This is a genomic window from Burkholderia sp. BCC0419 (assembly GCF_902830285.1).
GTDB lineage: Bacteria > Pseudomonadota > Gammaproteobacteria > Burkholderiales > Burkholderiaceae > Burkholderia.
Window position 1 is genome coordinate 284355 of record NZ_CADESR010000006.1, and the last position, 18048, is coordinate 302402.

An 18048-nucleotide genomic window follows, 5' to 3' on the forward strand; every position below is an offset into this window, starting at 1 on the left:
CCGGTTTGTTGCGCGACGTGTTTCATTTCTTCGCTTCCTCGACCTTGACGGCCTTCGCCTCGAGATCGACAGTCAGTTTCAGCTTCGGCGTGAACAGGCGGTACCACGCCTTGTCGGGTGCGGTCGGCATCGTATAAACGGTGCGCCATACCGCATTCGGCAAATCGCGATAAGCCGCAATCACGCCGATGGCGGCCGTCGCTGGGTCCGGTCGCCGAACGAGGGTCTTGCGATCGCCGGGACGCAACTGCAGTTCGTCACGCTTCACGACGTCATCGCCCAATACCGTCTTTTCCTGGGTCTGCAGCGTGAAAAAGTCCGCCGTGCTGAAGGCGTTGTCGTTCTTCAGCTCATAGATGCGAACGACGATCGGCGCGGGCCGCCCGCGGTCGTCCGGGTTGACGTCCGGTCGCGCATTGACCGTCAAGTCAAGACGAACCGGCTCCTTGGGTTTCGGTTCGCCGCTCGCACAGGCCGTGAGAATCACGACACTGGCAAGCGTGGTGGCAATCAGGATCGAACGCATGCAGATCTCGTCTTGGAATGCAGCAAAAGGACATTGCGCATGCGCGGAAACACCCTTGCGCACGCGCAACGCCTTGCCGGCTTATGCTTCCTTGTTGCCCTTGATGTCGAAGCTGGCGGTCACCGCACCGCCGCTGCCGCCTTGCGCGTTCTGCACGACGTACTCCTGCTTCACCTTCGCGAACGACAACGCCACCGTCTCGCGGCTCTTCTCGGCGTCGCTCTTGCTGCCGGACGGCTTCACGCGCGTGACGATCACGTCGCTCATCGTGACCTTCAGGTATTCGAGCGGATTGCCGCCGGCCTTGCGCATCACGAGCGTCGCCTGATCGATATGCTTGCCGGTCAGCGCGTACTTCATCAGGTTCGGGCTGGCGCGATCGATGTTGTGTTCGAACGTCAGGTCCTTGACCGTCGCCTTACCCGCGCCGCCACCGCTGCCGGCATGCATCGACGATTCCTGGGTGATTTCCCAATCCCAGTTCAGGACTTCGATCTCGTCCTTGTGCTTGTCATCGAGCGATTCGCCGTTGATACCGTCGATCTTCAGAAAAATGTCCTGTGCCATGCGTAGTACTCCTTGACTTACGTGAGTAGAAACGGGCCGTTCATCGCAAGATGAAGCGCTTGAATGCCCGGCCCGATGGGGTCGATTACCTTCCGGTTACGCCGCTTCCTTGATCGACGGAAGCTTCGTCACGAGCCGCAGCGAAACCGTCAGCCCTTCGAGCTGGAAGTGCGGGCGCAGGAAGAATTTCGCCTGGTAATAGCCGGGGTTGCCCTCGACGTCTTCGACGAGAACTTCGGCGGCGGCAAGCGGCCGACGCGCCTTGGTGTCCTGCGATGAGTTGGCAGGATCCGCGTCGACGTAGTGCATGACCCATTCGTTCAGCCAGCGCTGCATGTCCTCGCGCTCCTTGAACGCGCCGATCTTGTCGCGCACGATGCACTTCAGGTAGTGCGCGAAGCGCGAGCAGGCGAACAGATACGGCAGGCGCGCCGACAGGTTCGCGTTTGCGGTCGCGTCCGGGTCGTGGTACTCGGCCGGCTTCTGCAACGACTGCGCGCCGATGAAGGTCGCGTGATCCGTGTTCTTGCGATGCACGAGCGGAATGAAACCGTTCTTCGACAGTTCGGCCTCGCGGCGATCTGAGATCGCGATCTCGGTCGGGCACTTCATGTCGACGCCGCCGTCGTCGGTCGGGAAGGTATGGCACGGCAGGCTCTCGACCGTGCCGCCCGATTCGACGCCGCGGATCAGCGAGCACCAGCCATACTGCTTGAACGAGCGGTTGATGTTGACGCCCATCGCGTACGCCGCGTTCGCCCAGCCGTAGCGGCTGTGGTCCGAGCCGTTGGTGTCTTCTTCGAAATCGAATTCGTCGACCGGATTGGTCTTGGCGCCATACGGCAGCCGTGCGAGGAAGCGCGGCATCGTCAGGCCGACATAACGGGCATCTTCGGTATTGCGCAGCGAATTCCACGCCGCATACTCGAGGTTCTGCGTGAAAATCTTCGTCAGATCGCGCGGGTTCGCAAGCTCCTGCCACGACTCCATCTGGAGCACCGACGGACCGGCCCCGGTGATGAACGGCGTGTGGGATGCCGCGGCGACCTTCGCAATCGAACCGAGCAGATCGACGTCAGGCGGCGTATGGTCGAAATAGTAGTCGGCCACCATGCAGCCGTACGGCTCGCCGCCGAGCTGGCCGTACTCCTGCTCATAGATCTGCTTGAAGAGCGGGCTTTGATCCCATGCCAGCCCCTTGTAACGGCGCATCGTGCGGTGCAGCTCGGTCTTCGAAACGTCCAGGACACGGATCTTGAGATGCTCGTCGGTTTCCGTATTCGACACGAGATGGTTCAAGCCGCGCCATGCCGATTCCAGCGCCTGGTAATCGTCGTGGTGCAGGATCAGGTTGATCTGCTCGGAAAGCTTGTGGTCGATCTGCGCAATGATCGCCGCGATGCTCTTGTACGCGTCGTCGCTGATGGTCGCGGTCTGGGCAAGCGCCTGTTCGGCGAGCGTCTGGACCGCGAATTCGACGGCCTCGCGCGCCTGGTCGGTCTTCGGACGGAATTCCTTTTCCAGCAGTTGCGTGAAGTCGGATTGAGTGGCCGTCTGTACTTGCTCGGCCTGTGCGTGTTGTTTTGCCATGGTGGTCATCCTCGATCGATTCGTCGGTCAGTCGGCTTCGTTCTGGTCGAGGGCACCGGCTTCGTGATGCTCGGGTTTCGGCGCAGCGGCCAGCGATTTCAAGAGCGCGGGATCCTGCAGCAGCTGCGTCACGAGCGCTTCGGCGCCCGACTTGCCGTCCATGTAGGTTTGCAGGTTCGCCAGCTGGGTACGGGCCTCCAGCAACTGGCGGAGCGGTTCGACCTTGCGCGCGATGGCAGCGGGGGAAAAGTCCTCCATGCTCTCGAAGGTCATGTCGACCATCATCTGGCCGTCACCGGTCAGCGTGTTCGGCACCGCAAACGCGACGCGCGGCCGAATCGCCTTCATCCGCTCGTCGAAATTGTCGATATCGATTTCGAGGAATCGCCGGTCGGACACTGCCGGAAGCGGCTCGACCGGATGCTTGCCCGACAAGTCGGCCAGCACGCCCATGACGAAAGGCAGCTCGACTTTCTTCTCCGAGCCGTAAACCTCGACGTCGTACTCGATCTGCACGCGCGGCGCACGATTGCGCGCAATGAATTTCTGCGAACTGCTGGAAGCGGACATGGACAGGTTCTCCTGAACAGTGGGAAGTGGACGGCGCTTAGCCAAGCGATTCGTCCAGGCGAGAAGACATTGCATCGAAGGTCAGCGCCCGCACGGGGTCGGCGGCCGGGTCGGCAACACCGATCGCGATGCGCGCGAGCGCGCCTTTCGACGCGAAGGTATCGAGCCAGAGCGCCGACAGGCGCGGCAGGATGTGTTGTTCGATGAAACCGATCAGGACGCGCGCGCCGGTTTCCTGAACGAGACAGCGACCGACGATGTAGCCAACCACCGCATCGTCGAACGTGAGCGCGATATCGTGCGTATCGGCCATGCGTTTCACGACGCGTCCGAGGTGCAAGCGAACGATGCGTGCGAGCGAGTCGTCCGCCAGCGGCCGGTACGGCACCACCGTCACACGGCCGACGAAGGCCGCCGGGAAAGTTTTCAGCAGCTCAGGAGCGAGCGCCTCCCGCAAGCCGTCGAGGTCCGGTGCGAGCGCGGGGTCGGCACACAGGCTTGCGCTCAGGTCCGCGCCGACATTGCTCGTCAGCAGGATCGTCGTGTTGCGGAAATCGATATGGCGGCCGTCGCCGTCTTCCATGTAGCCCTTGTCGAACACCTGGAAGAACATTTCGTGCACGTCGCCGTGGGCCTTTTCGACCTCGTCGAGCAGGACGACCGAATACGGGCGGCGGCGCACCGCTTCGGTCAACACGCCACCTTCGCCATATCCGACGTAGCCGGGCGGCGCCCCTTTCAGCCCCGAGACGGTGTGCGCTTCCTGATACTCGCTCATGTTGATCGTGATCAGGTTCTGCTCGCCACCGTACAGCGCCTCGGTCAGCGCCAACGCGGTTTCGGTCTTGCCGACACCCGACGGGCCCGCGAGCAGGAACACGCCAAGCGGCTTTTTCGGATCGGTCAGGCCGGCCCGTGCGGTCTGCACGCGTTCGCCGATCAAGCGCAGCGCGTCTGTCTGGCCGATCACGCGTGCCTCCAGCGTTTCCGACAAGCGACGCACCGCCTCGACCTCGTCCGTGACCATGCGACCGGCGGGGATACCCGTCCAGTCGGATACGATTTCCGCGACGATCGCCGCATCGACCTCCGGAAACACGAGCGGCGCGTCGCCTTGCAGCGCCAGCAACGCCTGTTCGAGCTCGCGAAGCCGATCGACCGACACCGGCGCCTGCGCGATGTCACCGCTCATCGTTTCACGTGCGGCAAGCAATGCCTGCGCGGCCGCAGCCTGTTCACGCCAGCGCACCTCGACCGCTGCTTCGTCCGCTGCAAGCGCGGCGATGCGTTCGTGCGCACTGACCAGTGCCTTGTCCACGCCCAGTCCGATACGGGTCTCCTGCGCAAGTAGCGCCTCTTCCGTTCGGGCGGCCGCAAGCCGTTGACGCACGTCGTCGAGTTCTCGCGGCGTAGCATGCTGAGACAGCGCCACCCGTGCACAGGCAGTGTCCAGCAAGCTGATCGCCTTGTCCGGCAACTGGCGCGACGGGATGTATCGGTGCGACAACGTCACTGCACTGCGAATCGCCTCGTCGCGCACCACGACACCGTGATGCGCGGAGAACGTTTGCACGAGCCCCCGCACCATATCGACGGCAGCAGCCTCGGACGGCTCCGCGACTTGAAGCACCTGAAAGCGTCGCGTCAATGCAGGGTCTTTCTCGATATGCCGTTTGTACTCGGCCCAGGTCGTCGCACCAATGGTGCGGAGCGTGCCACGCGCGAGCGCCGGCTTCAGGAGGTTGGCAGCGTCGCCGGTGCCGGCCTGGCCGCCCGCGCCGATCAGCGTGTGGATTTCGTCGATGAACAGGATGACCGGCACTGGCGATTTCGCGGCCGCTTCGAGTAACGCCTTCAGGCGCGCTTCGAATTCCCCCTTCATGCTGGCACCCGCCAGCAATGCTCCGACATCGAGGCTCAGCAGACGCACATCTGCAAGCTTCGGCGGCACGTTGCCCGATGCGATCGCACGAGCGAGCCCCTCGACCACGGCCGTCTTGCCGACCCCGGCTTCACCGGTCACCAGCGGATTGTTTTGTCTGCGGCGCAGCAGCACATCGATCATCGTGCGAATCTCGAGTTCGCGACCGATGACCGGGTCGATCTCACCGGCACGAGCACGTGCCGTCAGATCCGCGCAGTATTGGTCGAGTGTCCCGCCCTTCGGCCCGCCCGGCGTCGCGCCGGATGTGTCACCCGGCGTGGCGGGCAGATATTCGCTATGGTCATAAGGGCCGTCGTCCGCTTCCGGCGAACCGGCTATCCAGGCTGGCAGCACGTCGTCGAAATCATCGACCGGGATTTTGCCGAACGCCGGGGAGATCGCGAGCATGACGCGCCGCAGTTCGGGAACGGACACGAGTGCCGCGATCAGCCACGCGCCGCGCACGCGTCGGTCGCCGTATTCGAGCGTCGCGAGCACCCAGGCCCGCTCGATCGCCGATTCGATATGCCACGAAAAATCGTTGATCGAACTTGCGCCGGCCGGCAAGGCGGCCAGCGCCCGCGCGAAATCACGTTCGAGCCCATCGCGATCGATCGCGGCGTGACGCACGATCCGCTGAAGATCGCCGTCCGGCTGCTGCAGCAACTGGTGCAGCCAGTGGACGAGCTCGACGAACGGATTCCCGCGCAGCTTGCAGAAATTCGTCGCCGACTCGATACCCCGGTAAAGCTGGACCCCGAGCTTACCGAATAGCGCTTGGCGAGAAATGGTCATGTTGATCTTTGTCGTTGGACGCGATGGTTCCACGCACCATGCAGGATCTGTCAGGACTGCTATACAGACTGCCTTCCGGACGCCCTTCCGGAAGCACTGGTACATCATCCTCTCTTCAATTCGACTCGATTGGCCAATCAAATCGAAGCCGCATTATCAGCATGAGTTATAACTTCCGTCAATGCGACCGATCAGAAATATTTCCCGAAAATCCCCTGATCACCGCCAACAAATTACCGCCCACAACATACGCAACATCAGATCAATTCTCGATTAGAGGCTCAACCGACCTACCCTTGACTCATTCACACAAGCCTTTGTTATTTTGAGATAAATTCACTTTCCGCAACGACTCAAGCTCGTCAACGAATCGATATTTTTAATCTCAAAATCATTAGACCCATGTTGTGACTTTATTTTACATTTCATATCTCATCTCAAAAACATTCCATCCAACTTCATCCGACCGATTATTTTCATCTCAATAAACAATCGACCGAAACTCATGGTTAAAATGCGGGCTTCTCATCGCTGGATAGCCGGATGCGTTCCCTTCGCCTGCCGTGGTGTCACCAATCGGACGTATCGCACGCGAGGCTCGCGCGTGGTAAAGATCATGCACGGCCCAGCCACACTGCTGCTGCCCACCCGGCCGTTCCAGCAGGCGAATCATCCGCGTCGTCCAGTGCCGACGACCTGCTCGGTCAGCTCGGCATCGGCGGCATGGAGCGCGTCGCGCGACATTCGGATTCTTCGTCTCACGCTTCCATTGACACGCCCGACAGCACCGACGTGCTGATCGATACATTGCACGCCCAGTATTGGCGGGCGTTGGCTGATCCCCACGCATCCACTACCGCTGAGTGGGCATCAATCGCAGCGGCGACGGAGCCGGCAACGCGCACGACCGCGCTCGATTCGCCGGACTGTCCAGACGCGGGTCGCGATCACGATTCAATCGAAACGCTGCTGTTTGGCGACCGTACGCTCGAGGACGTATTCGAGCGACTGGATGAGCACACTGGCCCCCTGCCAGACGATGACCCCGTTCCCGAGATCCTGCATCTGTTTGCGCCTCCCGATTTTCGAGCGACGGCCGCGCAACATCCCCCCGCGCTAACACGGCGCGAACACCACGCGTTGACTATCGACAGCCCGCTGTCCGCGCCCTTGCGCAAGGATGAAGATTGACCCGGCTCACCGCTTCCAACCCGGCCCCTCTCGTTCGTCCGGATGATGCCTCCCTCAGCGAACAGATCGAACGAATCTCCGCACGCGTGCGCGCGCAGCCGGCCATCGCGTCCCATCGGTGGGCGCTGTTCCAGCTGTTGTGCGTCATGGGCGAATGGGCGCGGGCAATCCAGCAGTTGCAGACATGGGCCGTGCTCGAACCGGAGCACACGGCAACCGCGCAGGTCTATCGGGACCTGATCCGCGCCGAATGCCGGCGCAAGCAGGTGGTCGAGGGGCACGAACGTCCGGGCTTCGTATTCGAGCAACCAGCGTGGATCGACGGATTGCTGAATGCATTGCACCTCGCCTCGGCGGGACGGATCGACGCAGCCGACGACGCGCGCGAAGCGGCCTTCGATGCCGCTCCCACCATCGCAGTGCACATCCCTCATGGCTCGGTAGCCTGGATCGTAGACAGCGACTCCCGTTTCGGCCCCGTCTGCGAAATCATCGTGGCCGGACACTATCGCTGGATTCCGTTCGTCGATCTGGCGTCATGGCGCGTGTCGCCTCCGACGAAGGTCATCGACCTGATTTGGGCGCCGTGCACGTTCACGCTTGGCGATGGCGCCATCATTCACGGTTTCATGCCGGCGCGATATCCGGGTTCGGAGGCCGGCAGCGATGCCATCCGTATCGGACGCGAAACGTTCTGGCGGGAGCACGGCCGAACCGGCGTCACGGCGCTCGGCCAAAAGACCTGGTCAACGGATCAGGGCGACTTCGGACTGTTCGAACTGGCGACCGCGGCGTTCGGCGCAGGTATCGGAAGCGGCGCTACGAGCGGAGCGCCGATCGATGAGTGAGCGCAGGAAAGTGGCGCGGGCCGCGGACTCGCTTGCCGTCCGGACACCACGGCGCGCCAATACGCACCTGATGCCGACCTTGCTGGACCGGCTGCGTGACGATGCACCGCACCGAAGCATGGAAGCGCCGGAGGAATACACGGTCACCCGCAAACAGATGCGCGACATCGTGCAGCGCGATCTCGCTTACCTGCTCAATACAACCAGCATCGAGGATCAGATCGATCGTTCCCGCCACCCGCAAGTCGCTGCGTCGACCGTGAACTTCGGCGTGCCGCGTCTCGCGGGCACCTTTATCGCATCACGTCACTGGAACGACGTCGAGCAGACGATCCGGCGGGCCATTACCGATTTCGAACCACGGCTGATTCCGGATTCCCTGGTGGTGTCCCCCCGCCCCGGCAGCGGCGATGCCGGCGAGCATCACAACGTCCTCGCGTTCGAAGTCCGTGGCCTGATTCACATGGATCCGTACCCGCTCGAATTCATGGTGCAGAGTTCGCTGGATCTCGAAACCAGCGAGATTCGCATCACCGGCATGCGCACGAGTTAAGCACGGCACGGTGCGCCACAACGATAACGAGACCATTCCGATGGACCCGCGACTGCTCGACTACTACAATCAGGAACTCATCTACATGCGCGAGCTCGCGGCCGAATTCGCGCATGCACACCCGAAGATCGCCCGCCGACTCGGCATGCAGGCGGGCGAAGTGGCGGATCCCTACGTCGAGCGCCTGATCGAATCGTTCAGCTTCATGGCGGCCCGCATGCAGCTCAAGCTCGATGCGGAATTCCCGCGCTTTACCGAACGGTTGCTCGAAGTCGTTTACCCGAACTACGTCGCGCCCACGCCATCGATTGCCGTCGCCCGCCTGCATCCCGGGCGGACGGAGGGCAGCCTCGTCAACGGATACCGAATTACGCGCGGCACCGCGTTTACTGCCCGCATTCCCGATGGCGAAAGAACGGCGTGCCGATTCACGAGCGGCCAGGACGTGACGCTGTGGCCGCTGACGATCACCGAGGCCCGCTTGACGGGCGTTCCACCGGACATCGCCGGCCTCGAGCGCTACGTGCCGCCCGATACGCAGGTGCGCGGCGCATTGCGGCTACGCCTGGCGACGACCGGCAATGTCCGGATTTCCGACCTGAAGGGGCTCGATCGACTTCCCGTTTATCTTACCGGTGACGAGCAGGTTGCATCGCACCTGTTCGAGCTGCTGCATGCCGGTGCCGTCGCGTCCGTGATCGGCGCGCCCGGCGAGTTCGGCAACCCAGGGCGCCCGCTCGCGGCCGTGACCAGTAATGCAGTGGAGCATGAAGGGCTACGCACCAACCAAAACCTGCTCCCGCTCACATGGACGAAATTTCACGGGCATAACCTGCTGCACGAGTATTTCGCGTGCCCGGCCCGATTCTGGTTCTTTGCGCTGAACGGGCTCGCCGAAGGTTTTTCGACTGTGCACGGCCGCGAAGTCGAGGTCGTCGTGCTGCTCGACCGCTCGCCGACCCAACTGGCGAACCTTGTCGACGCGTCACGCTTCGCGCTGTTCTGCACCCCCGTCATCAACCTCTTCAGCAAGCATACGGACCGGATCGAAATCACGCCGCGAGAAACCGAGTTTCATCTGGTACCGACGCGGCTCGCGCCGCTCGACTACGAGGTGTTTTCGGTCGAGGCCGTGTACGGCCGCGTGGCCGCAACCTCTGCCGAACTCACGTTCCGCCCGCTCTACCAAACGCTGAACAACGACGAAGGCAATCACGGCCGCTACTTTTCGGCGAGACGCGAGCGGCGTCTCGTATCCGATTCCGCTCGTCGTTACGGTACGCGCACGCCCTACGTCGGCACGGAAGTGTTTCTCTCTCTCGTCGACCAGAACGAAGCGCCTTATCACGAAAGCATCCGCTACCTATCGGTTGACGCGCTGCTGACAAACCGCGATCTCGCTACGCTCGTGCCGCGCAACGGTATCGACGACCTCGACACGGCCGAATCCGCACCGGTCGAGAGCATCGGCCTCATCCGCCCGCCCAGCCCTCCGCTGCCACCCTATGCCGAACGTGAAATGGCATGGCGCCTGATTCGCCAACTCAATTTCAACTATCTGCCGCTCGATGATTTCGAACACCGTGAAGGTGGGCAAGGGCTGCGCGATCTGCTCCGCCTGTATGTCGCGGACGGCGATTCCGGACAAGGGCGGCAAGTCGAAAGCCTCGTCGGCGTGAAGACGCGCCCGGTGACACGCAAGCTGCCAGGGAGCGGTCCGATGACTTTCGGCCGCGGCATCGAGTGCACACTGACCGTCGACGAGACGGATTTCTCGGGCGTCAGCCCCTATCTATTCGGCGTGATCCTCGAACATTGGCTTGCGCGGCACGTGTCGCTCAACAGCTTTACGCAAACCGAACTGCATTCGATGCAGCGAGGCCGCATCGCACGCTGGCCGGTGCGCACCGGCACACGCGGAGTGCTGTGATGAAGCGCGCCACGCTGCCCGCACTGCTGCGCGACAGCACGCTGTCGCCCGGGCAGCTCGAACGCTTGCAGGCCGAGCCATGGCAGTTCGGGTTTCTGTCGCTATTGCGCCGCATCGGCGCGAACCCCGCGATCGATCCGATCGGCACGGCACGCCGGCCAGGCTCGGAGCCGTTCCGGCTTGGCCAGCAGCCGAGCCTCGCCTTTGCCCCGCGGGAAGTCGCCAGCGTGGAACAAACCGCGGGACGGTTGAAGGTGCGGCTTTTCAGTCTCGGGATGCTCGGTCCCAATGGTCCGCTACCGATCCACTTCACCGAGATCGCGAAGGATCGCGAAGACAGCCGGCGGGACACGACGACCGTCGATTTTTTCGACATCTTCCATCATCGCTATTTCACGCTGTTCTATCGCGCATGGGCATCGGCTCAATCAGCCGCAGGACTCGACCGAACTCACGACGAACGATTTTCGTTCTACATCGCGAGCCTCGCCGGGCTGGACACCGGAGAAATTGCGCGGCGCCCGGTGCCCTCGCACGCGCGCCTCGCCGCCGCGGCACATCTCGTACGCGAATCGCGCAATCCGGACGGCCTGCGCGCGACGCTCGAACGCTACTTCGGCGTGCCGGTCGCGCTCGAGGAAAACGTGTTTCACTGGATCGAAATCGATCCGGCCGATTGCGGCCGCATGGGCCGTCCCGGCGCCGCCGCGACGATGGGGCAAGGCGCAATGCTTGGACGCGTCGCGCCGGACCGTCAGCACCGCTTTCGAATCGTCATCGGCCCGCTCGATCTCGACGCCTATCTGCGCTTCACGCCTCAGGGCGAGGATCTGCCACAGCTCGTCGAATGGGTGCGGACGTTCGTCGGCTACGAGCTGGAATGGGAACTCGAATTGCGTATCAAGCCCGAGAGTGCGCCGCCGGCGGTGATGGGCGGACAACAACGCATGGGCTGGTCCGGGTGGCTCGGCCGCCCGGACCAGCGCAAACCCATTACCGGCATGCGGTTCGAACCAGAACGTTACGCGCGTCATTTCGATCGCCGCCCGACAAGCCCCGGAACTGACTGACCATGAGCAAGAAGCAATCGGCCACACACGCGAAGCCCAGTCGAGCCGCCGCGATCGATACCACGCACGTCGACTGGCTGGCGCCGGTGAGCGAGGACGCGCCGTGCGGCCCGGATCTCGAGTATGACCACGATTTCGTGGTGCTTTTCGCTGACGCTGCGTCCCGGCCGGACGTGCAGTACGGCGCGTTTGTCGGATCGCCCGATCCGCTCAACTGGAGCGAACTCGAGCGCAACTGCCGACGGCTGATGCTGCGTACGAAGGATATGCGTGTCGCGGTGCTCTATGCCCGTTGCCGCACGCGGCTGGGCGGCTCGTCCGGATTGGCGGAAGGAACGCGGTTGCTCGCGGCGTGGTTGCAGGCATTTCCCGACAGCATTCACCCGCAGGCAGGCACGGATGACGATCGCGCCGCCGCGTTGGAAATGCGAATGAATGCCCTGCAGGCGCTGGCGGATCCCGACGGGTTGCTGGCCGACGTCCGGGAGATCGTGCTGACGAAGTCGACCGCCACACGCCTGCAAATGCGGGATATCGAACGTGCTTTTGCCCATCCGCGCTCAGCGGATGCGCTCGCACCCGATTCGGTCATCCAGCAGTTGCAGGATCTGCGAACCCAACAGCCTGAAATGATGAGTGCGTTCGACGAGACGATCTCGAATCTTGCCGCGATCAACATGTGGGGAGGCACGCATCTCGACACGTATCTGCCCGACCTTTCGCCATTGATTCGATTGCTGCAACCGTTGAATGACACAGGTACGCGCGCCGAAGCAGCGTCAACCGCAGTACACGTTTTCGTTGATGACGTTGACGACCAGGATGCATGCGATGTGCGGCCTGGTGGAGAATTCCCGCCAATTCCTCCACATGACGACTTTATCTCGGACGCAAACGCGCGCACCGTCGTCTCGTGTATCGAAGCTGTGCCAATGAACCGCCACGCAGCGCTGACGCTGATCAATGCAGCACGCCAGTGGTTCGAAACGAACGAACCAAGCAGCCCGATCCCGGTATTACTGAAGCGGGCCGAGCAGTGCGTTGGCAAACGCTACGTCGAGGTTGTCAACGCGATTCCGGCCGAGCTTCTTGCGCAATGGGATCAGGCGGATAGCCTGGAATAGATTCAGAAATCGACGCGCACGACTATCGGGCAGCGTCTCGCCGGCGAACCGCGTATTCAACTGACAGTCGGCGGTTGCGAGCGAAGACTCCAGCCACACGAGGGCCAACCGATTGACGAAAGCCATTCCGCAGAAGGCATTAAGCGTTACTCGAACTCGATCCGTCTGGAAAATACGCAGCGCGCGTCCGTATCTCCCGATACCGAGCGGGACGTCGCCGATTCGACCTGTCAGCACACAGCGCGCATCGTGCCGGGCGTGTTCCGCGCAGATCATCGACTACCTGTGTCACGCCCGCCTTGCATGCGCGCGCACCAGCACAGCAAGCGCCTCCTCCAGCGTCGTCGTCCCGTACACCCGCTCCGACACATCGGCCTCCACATCGATCCGCCCCGCGTTGTGCACGTCGTACAGATCGACGATCAGCTGCGCATGGCGTTCGCCGAGCCCAGCGCGCAGCAGCGTCGCGTTCCACGTATCGCGCGGCAACTCGTGCGCAACGATCGCGCGGCCCGCCGCCGTGCCCAACGTATCCGCGATCGCCGTCACGCTTACCCGCCGCGGCCCTTCGACACTGACGACGCGCGGCCCGCTGCCGCCTTCCGGCGCATCGAGCAGCAGCCGCGCCGCGACGACGCCCACATCGGGCGCCCAGACCGTCGGAAACACCTTGCCGACCGGATGGTGGAAGCTCGGCAGCACGCCGGTGCCGAGCGCGACCGGCAGCACGCGCGCCCAGTTCTGCAGATGCTCGGCCGAGCGCAGCAGCGTCAGCTGCGTCGGGATCGTCTTCAGCCGCTCCTCGAAGTCATGGAACAGACGCGTGATACCCGTATTGCCTTCAAGCTCCGCGCCGTAGTCCGACAACGCGAGCAGCGCCGGCGGCGGGTTCGCGGCGAGCGCGGCGGTCGCCACGTCGATCGTCCGTGTCATCGTCGCGGCCGGATCGGGGTCGGCGGTCGGAACCGGACACAGCATCTGCACGGCCTGCGCGCCGTCGATCGCCGCGGCGATCGCGTTCGCGTCCGTCAGGTCCGCAATCGCGACATCGCAGCCAAGCTGCGCGAAACGTTCACGATGGCGTGCGTCGCGCAGCACCGCGCGCACGGAATGGCCTGCGTTGCGCAAGGTCGTCACGGTCGACAGGCCCACGTTGCCGGATGCCCCGAAGATCACGAACACGATTCGCTCCTGATGGATGAAAGTGTTGTGATTGTCGGCATGCGCGGCCGCGAAGGCGCGCACGGAGGGATGAATCGAGCAGGAAAGGATGACGGGATACGAGCGTCGGCACGGCCCGCGCATCCGTCGACAGGCTAGCGACGCGGAGGCTTCGCGCCATCCTCGCCGTCATAAGCCAGCCGCAACCCGCCCCGCGCGCCCGACCGCGCGATCTCCGTCGGCGTCGCGCCGAGCACGCGATTCATCCAGTTCGCCATGTGGCTCTGGTGCGCAAATCCGGCTTCCAGCGCGATCTGGCTGATGCTGAGCCGGCCTTCGAGCAGCAGCGCCTTCGCGCGCTCCACCCGGCGCCGCACGACGTACTGGTGCACGGGCATCCCGAGCGTTTCGCGGAACAGCACCTTGAAATGCGGCACGCTGATCGACACGAGCGCCGCGAGCTCGGCCAGCGTCATCCGCCGGTCGAGATTCGCCTCGACATAATCGATCACGCGCGCCGCGGCCTTCGGCGCCAGCGTGCGCCGGCGTTCGCGAAACGCCGGCTGGCCGTCGACCAGCCGCGCGACGAGCGCCGTGCACAGGCTTTCCGCGTAAAGCGGATCCGACGCGTCCTCCGCTTCGAGTTCGGCGGCCATCGCCCACGCGATGTGCTGCAGCCGCGGGTCGCGCACCTGCAGCCGCCGGCGGATCTGCGCATGCGACGGCTTCAGTTCGAGTTGCTCGACGGTGCGCCGCACGAAGGTGTCGCTGAGCGCGATGTGCAGGATCCGGCAGTCGGCGCTGTCGGTCCACTGGCCGGGCAGGCCGGCCGGAATCACGTCGACGTCGCCGTGCGCCTGGATGCGCGACACACGCTCGCCGTCGCACACGCAATCCGCGCGCACCGGCGCGCCGATATGCACGCCGATCCGGTGATGCTCGGCCGCCGGAATCCGGTACGTGCCCGCGCGGATCTCCAGCAGCGACGCGCCGAAGCCGTGCCAGCCGAGCCCGCGGCTGGAGCGCAGGCTGACCGGGACGCCGTTGTCCGTCGGCGCGGCAAGAATCGGATCGCTCATTGAGGGTCTCCACCAGATCAGGGGCCGAACGCGCATTGTGACGCGTTTCGGGCCGGCGTGCCGGCCCTGCGCGGCCGCCGCCGAATCAAGCAGAAAAGATCATCCGTTTCTGCTCGGGACGATCCTTGCGTGCGCGCCTAAAGACGCCGCGCCGCTTACGATCGACTCATCCGACACCTACGGAGCCCGTCATGCCCCATTACTGCCCGCAACGCGCGGCGTTCATCGCGCGCTCGCCGTCCGCCGCCCGCCCTTCATCCGGCCCCGACGCCCGCAACGGTCGCACCACCATCGCCGCGTGGTGCCTGCGCATCGTCGGCTGGTACCGGCTCGAACGGCTGCTCGCGTCGATTCCCGACAGCAACGACGACTTCGGGCTCGTCTGACCGGCCGGCCGACACCCCGCCTACTTGCGCCGCCGCTCGTGCGGCGCCACCGTCGCCCCGTCGATCACCGGCGCGCCCTGCTTGATCAGGAAGTCGCGGAACAGCCCCGTCACCTGCGAGATCCGCCGGTCGGCGAGCGTCACCACATACCATTCGCGCTCGATCGGGTTGCCTGGGAACGGCAGTTGCCCGAGCAGCCCCGCGCGCAGTTCCAGTGCACACGCGTGCAGCGACAGGAACGCGATGCCGAGCCCCGCTTCGGCCATCTGCTTGATCGCCTCGTTGCTCGACAGTTCGGAGCCCACATGAAAGCGGTAGCCCGCGTTCTTGAACAGGCTTTCGACGGTCGAGCGCGTGCCCGCGCCGCGTTCTCGCACGAGCAGGTGCGCGGATTCGAGATCCTTCAGCGCGACGCGCTTGCGCTGCATCAGCGGATGGCCGGGCGCTGCGACGAACACCATCGGATGCTTCGCGAACTCGACCGCGTGCGTACGCAGTTCCTTCGGCGCGCTGCCCATCACCGCGAGATCGATTTCATGCGTCGCGAGCATGCGGATGATGTCGTCGCGGTTGCCGACCTTGAAATACGTCTTCACGTGCGGGCGCGTCGCGGTGAATTTGACGAGCAGCGGCGGGATCAGGTATTCGGCCGTCGTGATCGCGCCGATCCGCAGCGTGCCGCCGAGATCGCCCGTCAGCGCGGCCACTTCGTCGCCGGCCTCGCTCCACAGATGCAGGATCTCGCGCGCGTAGCGCGCCACGATCTCGCCGGCCGCGGTCAACTGCACGCCACGCCCCACCCGCTGCAACAACGCGGCGCCCACGGCCTCCTCGAGCAGCCGGACCTGCAGCGACACGGCCGGCTGCGTCAGGTTCAGCTCCTCGGCCGCGCGCGACACGCTGCCGAGCCGCGCAATCATGTCCAGCGCCTTCAACTGCCGGAACGTCGCGGTCTTTCCTATAAGTGAATACATATGAGTCGCTTATAAACATTAAATTGTTCGAGTGGGTTCCAAACTATATCGTCGGTTCTTGAGCAATGTCATCCGAATCGTCATTCAGCGGGAGCCCCAACATGGACAACATCACGCCTACCCTTGCAACGGATCGCGCACCGCGCGTGCCGCGCATCGTGATCGTCGGCGGCGGCGCCGGCGGCCTGCAGCTCGCGACGCGTCTCGGCGATACGGTCGGACGCCACGGGCAGGCCGAAGTCGTGCTGGTCGATCGCTATCCGACGCACTTCTGGAAGCCGCTGCTGCACGAAGCCGCATCGGGCCATCGCGATCCGGCTTCCCACACGATCGAATACGCGGCGCAGGCGAAGCGCCACGGCTTCCGCTTCGTGCAGGGCGCGCTGCAGCGGGTCGACCGCGCGGCACGCACGGCGACGATCGCGGCCGTGCAGGATGCGGACGGCACGGAAATCCTGCCGCAGCGGGAACTCGACTATGACGATCTCGTGCTGGCGGTCGGCAGCGTGACGAACTTCTTCAACGTGCCGGGCGCCGAGCGTCATGCGCTGCCGCTCGAAAACCTCGACCAGGCCGAGGATTTCCGCCGCAAGTTTCTTGCTGCCTGCACGAAGGCGAATCACGTTGCCGAGCAGCAGCCCGCGCGGCGCGCGGCGCCGATCTGCATCAACGTGATCGGTGCGGGCGCGACGGGCGTCGAGCTGGCCGCCGCGCTGCGGCACGCGATCCAGCAACTGACGACGTACCGCTTCAAGGCGCTGGTGTCCGCGCGCGACGTGCACATCCGGCTGATCGAAGGCGGCCCGCGCATCCTGCCGGCGCTCGACGAACGGCTGTCCGGCAAGATGCATGCGCAGCTTCGCGCGCTGAACGTCGACGTGCTGACCGATACGCGCGTGGCGGAAGTCGGTGCGGACGCCGTGACGACCGCGACCGGCGAACGCCTCGCGAGCGACATCACGATCTGGGCGGCCGGCGTCGCGGGCCCCGCGATGCTGCGGGACATCGGCGACATCGCGCTCAACCGCTCGAACCAGGTGATCGTGACCGACACGCTGCAGACGCCCGACGATCCGCACGTGTATGCGTTCGGCGACTGCGCCGCGTGCCCGTCCGCCGGTGCAAGCGGGTTCCTGCCGCCGCGCGCGCAGGTCGCGCACCAGCAGGCCGTGTATCTGGTCAACGCGTTCACGCGCCGCGTCGCCGGCAAGCCGGTGGCCGGCTTCACGTTCCGCGATGCCGGCACCGTCGTGTCGCTCGGGCATGCGGGCGCCGTGTATCAGGCGGATATCGGCATGCGCTCACGCTCGCTGATCGTCGACGGGCTGGCGGCGATCGGGCTGTACAAGTTCCTGTATCGCAAGCACCTGTTCAGCGTGGTCGGCATGAAGCGCGCGCTGTTCCAGTCGCTGAGCCACTGGCTGCAAAGCCGAAACCAGCCGTCCATCAAGCTGCATTGATCGCACCTGTTCGCACGCAGCATCGCAACGCGGCATATCGGGCGGGCATCGCCCGATATGCCGTTTTTTTATATGCATAGGCGTGATGCCGCCGGAATGCGCGCCACGCTGGTGCATCGCATTGAAGGCCGTCGATACGATGCAATTCATGCGGGAAATGTCGTGCGACACGCATCCCGCGCCCGCTCTGGCTGGCCGCCCCATTCATTAGTCGAATCGTATGAGTCGGCTATAAATATTAATTGGTCGCATTTTCCGGATCGACGCTAAGGTGTGTGGCATTCCCGTCGGCGAACGGAT

General features: G+C 64.0%; 16 protein-coding genes. 8 read left to right on the forward strand and 8 right to left on the reverse strand.

Features of this window, described 5'->3' with window-relative positions; translation table 11 throughout:
* Positions 1-22 precede the first annotated feature (22 nt).
* The 5 genes from tssJ to tssH form a co-directional block, all read right to left on the reverse strand.
* Positions 23-526: a type VI secretion system lipoprotein TssJ gene (gene tssJ, locus HWW87_RS26620; RefSeq protein ID WP_175822802.1), complete on the reverse strand. Its 504-nt coding sequence runs from the start codon at positions 524-526 to the stop codon at positions 23-25.
* Between the two features lie 81 nt (positions 527-607).
* Positions 608-1093 (reverse strand): Hcp family type VI secretion system effector, encoded by a 486-nt coding sequence (locus tag HWW87_RS26625; protein ID WP_121862593.1) that lies wholly within the window; start codon positions 1091-1093, stop codon positions 608-610.
* A 96-nt stretch (positions 1094-1189) separates the two neighbouring features.
* Entirely contained in the window at positions 1190-2683 is a 1494-nt protein-coding gene (gene tssC / locus HWW87_RS26630) for a type VI secretion system contractile sheath large subunit (protein WP_175822803.1), read from the reverse strand.
* 27 nt (positions 2684-2710) lie between these two features.
* Positions 2711-3253 carry a type VI secretion system contractile sheath small subunit gene (gene tssB / locus HWW87_RS26635; RefSeq protein ID WP_175822804.1) on the reverse strand — a complete coding sequence of 181 codons (543 nt, stop codon included), beginning with the start codon at positions 3251-3253 and terminating at the stop codon, positions 2711-2713.
* 37 nt (positions 3254-3290) lie between these two features.
* Positions 3291-5972 (reverse strand): type VI secretion system ATPase TssH, encoded by a 2682-nt coding sequence (tssH, locus tag HWW87_RS26640; protein WP_175822853.1) that lies wholly within the window; start codon positions 5970-5972, stop codon positions 3291-3293.
* 543 nt (positions 5973-6515) lie between these two features.
* On the opposite strand from tssH, the gene HWW87_RS26645 reads away from it, so the two are divergent.
* From HWW87_RS26645 to HWW87_RS26670, 6 genes are read left to right on the forward strand one after another with little or no spacing between them, the layout of a single operon-like run.
* A complete protein-coding gene (locus tag HWW87_RS26645; RefSeq protein WP_175822805.1) occupies positions 6516-7163 on the forward strand; it encodes a TagK domain-containing protein in 648 nt (215 codons plus the stop codon).
* Positions 7160-8011 carry a type VI secretion system accessory protein TagJ gene (locus HWW87_RS26650; RefSeq protein ID WP_175822806.1) on the forward strand — a complete coding sequence of 284 codons (852 nt, stop codon included), beginning with the start codon at positions 7160-7162 and terminating at the stop codon, positions 8009-8011. The genes HWW87_RS26645 and HWW87_RS26650 overlap by 4 nt, the downstream gene beginning before the upstream one ends.
* The gene (tssE, locus tag HWW87_RS26655; protein ID WP_175822807.1) at positions 8004-8564 is read left to right on the forward strand and encodes a type VI secretion system baseplate subunit TssE; all 561 of its coding nucleotides are present in this window, start codon (positions 8004-8006) and stop codon (positions 8562-8564) included. The genes HWW87_RS26650 and tssE overlap by 8 nt, the downstream gene beginning before the upstream one ends.
* Before the next feature lie 40 nt (positions 8565-8604).
* Positions 8605-10494 (forward strand): type VI secretion system baseplate subunit TssF, encoded by a 1890-nt coding sequence (tssF, locus tag HWW87_RS26660; RefSeq protein ID WP_175822808.1) that lies wholly within the window; start codon positions 8605-8607, stop codon positions 10492-10494.
* The gene (tssG, locus tag HWW87_RS26665; RefSeq protein ID WP_175822854.1) at positions 10494-11564 is read left to right on the forward strand and encodes a type VI secretion system baseplate subunit TssG; all 1071 of its coding nucleotides are present in this window, start codon (positions 10494-10496) and stop codon (positions 11562-11564) included. The genes tssF and tssG overlap by 1 nt, the downstream gene beginning before the upstream one ends.
* A 2-nt stretch (positions 11565-11566) precedes the next feature.
* Complete coding sequence (locus HWW87_RS26670; protein ID WP_175822809.1) at positions 11567-12688, forward strand: type VI secretion system ImpA family N-terminal domain-containing protein; 1122 nt, start codon at positions 11567-11569, stop codon at positions 12686-12688.
* Between the two features lie 288 nt (positions 12689-12976).
* On the opposite strand, the gene HWW87_RS26675 is transcribed toward HWW87_RS26670, so the two are convergent.
* Complete coding sequence (locus HWW87_RS26675; protein ID WP_175822810.1) at positions 12977-13870, reverse strand: NAD(P)H-binding protein; 894 nt, start codon at positions 13868-13870, stop codon at positions 12977-12979.
* Positions 13871-14004: 134 nt separating this feature from the next.
* Positions 14005-14928, reverse strand: a complete 924-nt coding sequence (locus tag HWW87_RS26680) for an AraC family transcriptional regulator (protein ID WP_175822811.1) — start codon at positions 14926-14928, stop codon at positions 14005-14007.
* 191 nt (positions 14929-15119) lie between these two features.
* Between HWW87_RS26680 and HWW87_RS26685 the strand changes: the two genes are divergently transcribed.
* A complete protein-coding gene (locus HWW87_RS26685; RefSeq protein ID WP_175822812.1) occupies positions 15120-15314 on the forward strand; it encodes a hypothetical protein in 195 nt (64 codons plus the stop codon).
* A 20-nt stretch (positions 15315-15334) separates the two neighbouring features.
* Here HWW87_RS26685 and HWW87_RS26690 read toward each other — a convergent pair whose 3' ends face one another.
* Positions 15335-16288 carry a LysR family transcriptional regulator gene (locus HWW87_RS26690; protein WP_175822813.1) on the reverse strand — a complete coding sequence of 318 codons (954 nt, stop codon included), beginning with the start codon at positions 16286-16288 and terminating at the stop codon, positions 15335-15337.
* Positions 16289-16389: 101 nt separating this feature from the next.
* Between HWW87_RS26690 and HWW87_RS26695 the strand changes: the two genes are divergently transcribed.
* Positions 16390-17748 (forward strand): NAD(P)/FAD-dependent oxidoreductase, encoded by a 1359-nt coding sequence (locus HWW87_RS26695; RefSeq protein WP_175822814.1) that lies wholly within the window; start codon positions 16390-16392, stop codon positions 17746-17748.
* The last annotated feature ends 300 nt before the right edge of the window (positions 17749-18048 follow it).